The following is a 5,949-nucleotide window of genomic DNA, read 5'->3' on the forward strand; positions in this document are numbered from 1 at the left end:
TTTTTCCTTTGAAGAAATTACCCCTACAGAATGGAAAACCGGGTGTCACAGAATCGGGACCTGGCTGAGTCACTCTAAAAACCACGAATTTCACAAATGCTCCTAATTTAATTTCAATAAAATCAATTCGTGAAATGAGCGGGCAAAGACTTTTTTGAACAGACTTACGTTTTAGGAAAAGAAATTTATAAACGGGTGAAAAAATATTGCATCACGGAGAAAACAATCCTATTTTAAAAACTTGAAAATCCAAGAAAATACTGACACCAGAAGATCGCTCCCGGTCGGGCGCGTCTTTCGAATAAAAAGGAAATCAATTTATGAACGTAAAATTAAGAGAACCCATGAGCGGGTTCACCCATTTTATCGGAATTATTTTTGCTATTGTGGCCCTTATTTTGCTTTTAACGCGGCCCTCGCCAACTGCAAAACTGGCTCACATCATATCCTTTTCCATTTTCGGCGGGGCGATGATTTTGCTCTACACCTTCAGCACCCTGTACCACTGGCTTCCGATTTCCGGTAAACGACTCGAAGCCTTCCGAACGATTGACCATATTATGATTTTTGTCTTCATTGCCGCCACCTACACCCCTGTTTGCCTGATCACGCTTCGCGGGGCGTGGGGCTGGTCTGTTCTGGCCAGTGTCTGGGGACTCACGGCTCTTGGGGTTGTGCTGAAAATTTTTTGGTTGAATGCCCCGCGTTTTTTGTACACGGGGGTTTACCTTTTAATGGGCTGGATTATCATTATCGCCATCTGGCCGCTTATTCACCTCATGAATCCACGGGGCCTTTTCTGGATGGCCCTGGGCGGGTTGTTTTACACCATTGGTGCCGTTATCTACGCCCTCAAAAAACCCGATCCCTGGCCACGTGTGTTTGGCTTCCACGAAATTTTTCACATTTTTATTCTGCTGGGAAGTTTTTCCCATTTCTGGATGATTTACCACTACGTGTGATCTTTTTTTCTCCTTTAGGGATGTCAATCACCAAATTGTTGTCAATTCGTGTCCTCAAACAGGTCAATCGGTTCTTTCAAATGAATAGCCAGAACCGTTACTTCTTTATCCAGAACATTTTTCGGTACCGAAATGGCAACAATACCAGGCACAGGGCTCCAGGACAGTTTCATCATGACCTTCCATTTTAGTTCGGTACCGTTCCCAACGACCCGAATTTGGGTGATTTTGTTTTTCAGCCCCTTTAACAGGACTGGTCCGTTGGGATTGCAGGTCAGGAACAGGTAAAGCGTTTTTTTGTCTTTAGAAAGTGCCGACGGGCCATAAAAATAATCTTTAGGAATTCCTGCCCGCGTACCGTAAATGGCCTCGGCATGTTTGTGCGTCCAACGGCCTAACTCTTTGAGAACCTGAACCTGCTTTTCTGGAAAGGTTCCGTCTGGTTTGGCTCCAACATCTAACAAAAGATTGCCGCCCATACTAATACAATCAACAAAAATGCGAATAATCTCGTTAACCGATTTGTAATTTTGATCTTTGGGTTGGTAGCCCCAGGAATCATTTATTGTCATGCAGAGCTCCCACCAATGAGCCTTCGGGCGTGTAATGGGCACACCCTGCTCGGGGGTAGCGTAGTCGCCGTAACCCTGCAGCCGGGAATTGACAATCACGTTGGGAAGCCAGTGATTGATTTTCTCTCGAATTTCTCTGGCGTGCAATTTTTTGGCCGGAAATTCCCAATCGCCATCAAACCAGAGCAAGTCCGGCTTGTAGCGGGTACAAATTTCCTCAATCTGACCCTGGTAGAATTTCACAAAGCGATTCCACCGCGCCGTGTCCTCATTTGCATCGTAGCGGTCTTTTTTATTGGTAAAGTGGGGGTAGTCTGGATAAGACCAATCCAAGATGGAAAAGTACAATCCAACCTTCAACCCATTTTTTCGCAAGGCTTTGCAGTACGGACCAATTAAATCCCTGCCCGCTGGTGTTTTTTCTACTACATTAAGATGACTGAGCTTGGTCGGCCAGAGCGCTACCCCATCGTGGTGTTTTGAGGTGAGTACAGCGTAGCGGGCACCGCTTTCTTTGAACAACCGGGCCCAGGCATCGGGATCGTAATGGCTTGCCGTAAATCCAGAAAGCTGCTTCATGTAATCTTCGTAAGAAATTTGTCCATTGTGAAAGGACCAAGATTCTGCAATACCATCGACAGCGTAGATCCCCCAGTGAATAAAAATCCCAAGCTTTGCGTCTTCAAACCACTGCATTCGCTGGCTTTCTGGCACGGGTTTTTCCTGAGAAAACCCGGTAGCAACGACCAGAATCAGCGGTAAAAGAAAAAACCACCACGATTTCATTCGTGTCCCTCCTCGAAATTTTCTTCGTAAGATAAATGGCTGCAGGTTCATGAAACTCCCTCTTTTTCCTGACCCGGGAGATCCCTCCGGGTCGTTTCCGTCATTTCGTAATCTTCAGCACCCAGGCGTACCGGCACGGAGGATGTTTCCGAACCGATAGAGGAATGTCGGCCACGAAACCCTTCCCAACCGGTTTCCAGTTGAGCGTCTCTTGGGTTCCCAGAAAACGAATCGTGCTCCCTTTTTCGGGTTGAAACGACGACATCCAGATTTCCGCGGGCGGCTGCGGCTCATCTTCATCGGCCAGATAAATGGCGTAGACTGTCCCGTCCTTTTTGTGCGTCAGACACACCTTACCGTCCTTGTACGGCGCAATAGGACGGGTGGCGTAAATGGCTTCCGAATTGACCCGCATCCAGGCGCCCACTTTTTTCAGGAGGTTGTAAGCATCGGCATCCCAGGTGCCGTCCGGGCCGGGAGCAATGTTGAGCAGAAGGTTTCCCCCCTTGGAAACAATGTCCACCAACAGGTGCACAACCTGACGGGCAGATTTATAGTGGGCATTCGGAACGTGCGACCAGCCGCCTCCGGAAATAATGCAGGATTCCCACGGGTACGGCAGCATTTTCTTCGGAACCTGATTTTCGGGCGTAAGGTAATTCTGATACGGCCCTTCCACCGCCCGATCCACTACAATAAGATCCGGCTGTTTGGCCCGTGCCTTTTTCACCAGTTCCGCCATGTGGATGTCCTGGCTCTGAATATGCGTGAATTTGTAGTGGGGACTGTTAATGGCCGCCTGAATCTGCTTGTCCGTAAGGGGCTGTACCCAGCCGCCATCCAGCCAGAGAATGTCCACTTTTCCGTAATCCGAGAGGAGTTCCAGAATCTGGTTGTGGGTAAATTCCACAAACTTCTGCCAGCGCTTGGGGTATTTTTTGATGTCGTAATTCACATTCCGATCGGGCGTGGCAAAATTCCGCCACCAGTAGTCGTTGCTGTGCCAGTCCGGTTTGGAAAAATACGCCCCCACCCAGAACCCCTCTTTTCGAAACGCCTTAAAGATTTCTTTGGTAATGTTGGCACGAGGATCGGTGTGAAACGGGCACTCTTTGGAGGTAATTTTATAATCGGTGTACTTGGTGTCGAACATGCAGAAGCCGTCGTGGTGTTTGGTAGTGAAAATGACGTACCGCATACCGGCTTCTTTAGCCGCTTTGGCCCATTTTTCGGGATTAAATTTGACGGGATTAAAGGTCTTTTTCAGGGCTTCGTACCGGCGCTTGTACTCCTCGTAATTCTCCATTTTCCGCCGACACCACGGCTCGTCCTCAGCACAGATCGACCAGGATTCCACGACACCCCACTGACTGTACGGCCCCCAGTGCATGAGAAGCCCGAATTTTAAGTCCTGCCATTGATCAATTTTTTGCCGAACCAGCGGATTCGTCTCAGGATAATACGTTTGGCCGGAGGGATGACCATAACCATCCACAACGGCCCCCAGCACAAAAAATCCAAGCAAAAACAGAGCAAATATTCTCATTGGAGGTATTCCTTTTCCTTTAAAAATGAAACCTGATTGCCTGAACGTAAGTTTTCATCGGGAGGTTTATTCATATCATAAACATATCAAAAAATAGCATTCTTTTCCGGTATTGTCAAGCATTTCTTTCTTTCAAACTCTTTTAGTTGATTTTTCACTTTTCACTTGCTTCTTAATCACACAATTTGTATTTTTGAAAAAAATCTTACAGCGGAGAAAAAAATGCTCACTAGCCGAGAACGTGTTATTCGAACCTTTCATCACGAGAAAACAGACCGCATCCCCATCGATTACCTGGCCAATGCCGCCATCGACCGAAAGCTCAAGAATCATTTTGGTTTACGGGAAGATGATGATGAGGGCCTTCGGCAGGCGCTTCATGTCGATTTCAGGGAGGTGACGGTTCCTTACATTGGGCCTGAATTGCACGCTCCACGCCCCGACCTGATGGTTGATCCGGCCTGGGGATTTCGGCGCAAATGGGTCACTCACGATTGGGGGGGCTACTGGGAATTTACGGACTTCCCCCTGAAAGAGCTGACAATGGAAAAGGCGGAAACCTGGCCGATGCCTTCCCCTGATGATTTTGATTACGCCGCGGTCGTTGACCAATGCCGCCAATGGGACGACCTGGCCCTGTATGTGGGAAACCCCGGCCTGGGCGACATGATGAATACCACCGGGTTCTGGTGCGGCATGGAAATCGCTTACATGAGCGTGGGGCTCCGGGATCCGGCCTGGCTGCGTCTGATCGACCGACGGCTGGACATCCAGTTGGAAATGACCGAGCGCATGTTGGAAATCGCCAAAGGCAGAATCGATTTTATGTGGCTGGGTGAGGATCTGGGGCAACAAACGGGCCCCCTGATCAGCCTCAAAGATTACCGAGAGGTCCTGCGCCCCCGGCACCAAAAATTTGTGGATCTGGCCAAAGCCTACGGCATTCCGGTGATGTTCCACAGCTGCGGGTCTTCAAGCTGGGCATTTGAGGATTTTATTGAGATGGGCATCTCTGCGGTCGACACCCTGCAGCCCGAAGTGGCCAACATGGATCCGGCTTATTTAAAAACGACGTACGGCGATCGGCTGGCCTTCCACGGAATGATTTCAACAGCCGGCCCCCTGGCCACCGGAACCGTGGACGAGTTTAAGAAATCCCTTCGGGAGATTCTTTCAATTATGATGCCGGGCGGCGGCTATTTTTTATCGCCTACACATGAGATTCAGGACAATACACCCCTCGAAAATGCCCTGGCGATGTACGAAATGGGACTCAAGTGGGGAACGTACTAATTTTTGCGGCAAAAAGAACACCGCGAATGCGCGAATGATTTCTGTAGGGGCTGTATCCAAAGTCTAATACTACGATCACGAGACTCATTTTTCTAAGACATGTCATTGCGAGTCCGCTTTCCCTCGACAGGCTCGGGAACCGCGGCGGACGCGGCAACTTTGTGAAAGATGTCATTGCGAATCCCGCCGGAGGCGGGTGAAGTTGGAAATGCGCCTTTGGCGTGCAATCTCATTGGGACAGAGAGATTGCTTCGTCGCTCATTCTTCAATCCTTGCAATGACAAATACTTATTTTTTCTGAAAGAAAGACTTTGGGCGCAGTCCTGTTTGGTGGGTGGCTAAAACCGAGAAAAACTGCTTTCTAAATTTGGCACAAATTTACGAGTCGGCAATGATTTGCTGATTCTGCAACCAACCGGCTCCCCCTTTTGAAGGGGGTTGGGGGGATGTTCTTTGGAGTTTCAAGTCTTAAAACAAAAAATAGAAAAGAACAAAAATTGAAAAAAATTACCTACGTTTTCTTTGCCGCTATTTTTATTATTGTCCTGTGGACGACACTGAGTTCATCAGCAACTAAGAACCCCAAAGACTGGCAACTCATTCTCAGCTCCGCAGAGCAGAGCGATGCGGCCGTTCAACTGGCTGTAGCAGATTTTATCCGGAGCGCAAAAAAACACAGAATTTCCGTTCCCCTCCGTTCAGACCAGTCCCGGCCGTCCGCTTGTGCCGTTCTTCTGGGAGATCCGCGTCGAAATGCCCAGACGGCGCGCTTTGTCTCAAAAAAGAGGGT

5 protein-coding genes are annotated in these 5,949 nt (G+C 48.7%); 3 read left to right on the forward strand and 2 right to left on the reverse strand.

Annotation, left to right across the window (positions count from 1 at the left end):
- The first annotated feature begins 320 nt into the window (after nucleotides 1-320).
- Nucleotides 321-962, forward strand: a complete 642-nt coding sequence (locus tag GXO76_05325) for a hemolysin III family protein (GenBank protein NOY77272.1) — start codon at nucleotides 321-323, stop codon at nucleotides 960-962.
- Between the two features lie 41 nt (nucleotides 963-1,003).
- Here the strand turns inward: GXO76_05325 and GXO76_05330 are convergent, their stop codons facing one another.
- The gene (locus GXO76_05330) at nucleotides 1,004-2,320 is read right to left on the reverse strand and encodes an alpha-L-fucosidase (protein NOY77273.1); all 1,317 of its coding nucleotides are present in this window, start codon (nucleotides 2,318-2,320) and stop codon (nucleotides 1,004-1,006) included.
- Nucleotides 2,321-2,420: 100 nt separating this feature from the next.
- Nucleotides 2,421-3,866, reverse strand: a complete 1,446-nt coding sequence (locus GXO76_05335; GenBank protein NOY77274.1) for an alpha-L-fucosidase — start codon at nucleotides 3,864-3,866, stop codon at nucleotides 2,421-2,423.
- A gap of 222 nt (nucleotides 3,867-4,088) precedes the next feature.
- Here GXO76_05335 and GXO76_05340 point away from each other — a divergent pair, with 222 nt between their 5' ends.
- Entirely contained in the window at nucleotides 4,089-5,159 is a 1,071-nt protein-coding gene (locus tag GXO76_05340; GenBank protein ID NOY77275.1) for a hypothetical protein, read from the forward strand.
- A 497-nt stretch (nucleotides 5,160-5,656) separates the two neighbouring features.
- The coding region (locus GXO76_05345) for a hypothetical protein (GenBank protein NOY77276.1) at nucleotides 5,657-5,949 on the forward strand (293 nt) is incomplete at its 3' end.

The organism is Calditrichota bacterium, assembly GCA_013151735.1.
Taxonomy (GTDB): domain Bacteria; phylum Zhuqueibacterota; class JdFR-76; order JdFR-76; family BMS3Abin05; genus BMS3Abin05.

What these genes read in the sequence shown, in the direction of transcription:
- GXO76_05340 (NOY77275.1), top strand. Translation starts at nt 4,089, where the DNA reads ATGCTCACTAGCCGAGAACGTGTTATTCGAACCTTTCATCACGAGAAA.
- GXO76_05330 (NOY77273.1), bottom strand. Translation starts at nt 2,320, where the DNA reads ATGAAATCGTGGTGGTTTTTTCTTTTACCGCTGATTCTGGTCGTTGCT.
- GXO76_05325 (NOY77272.1), top strand. Translation starts at nt 321, where the DNA reads ATGAACGTAAAATTAAGAGAACCCATGAGCGGGTTCACCCATTTTATC.
- GXO76_05335 (NOY77274.1), bottom strand. Translation starts at nt 3,866, where the DNA reads ATGAGAATATTTGCTCTGTTTTTGCTTGGATTTTTTGTGCTGGGGGCC.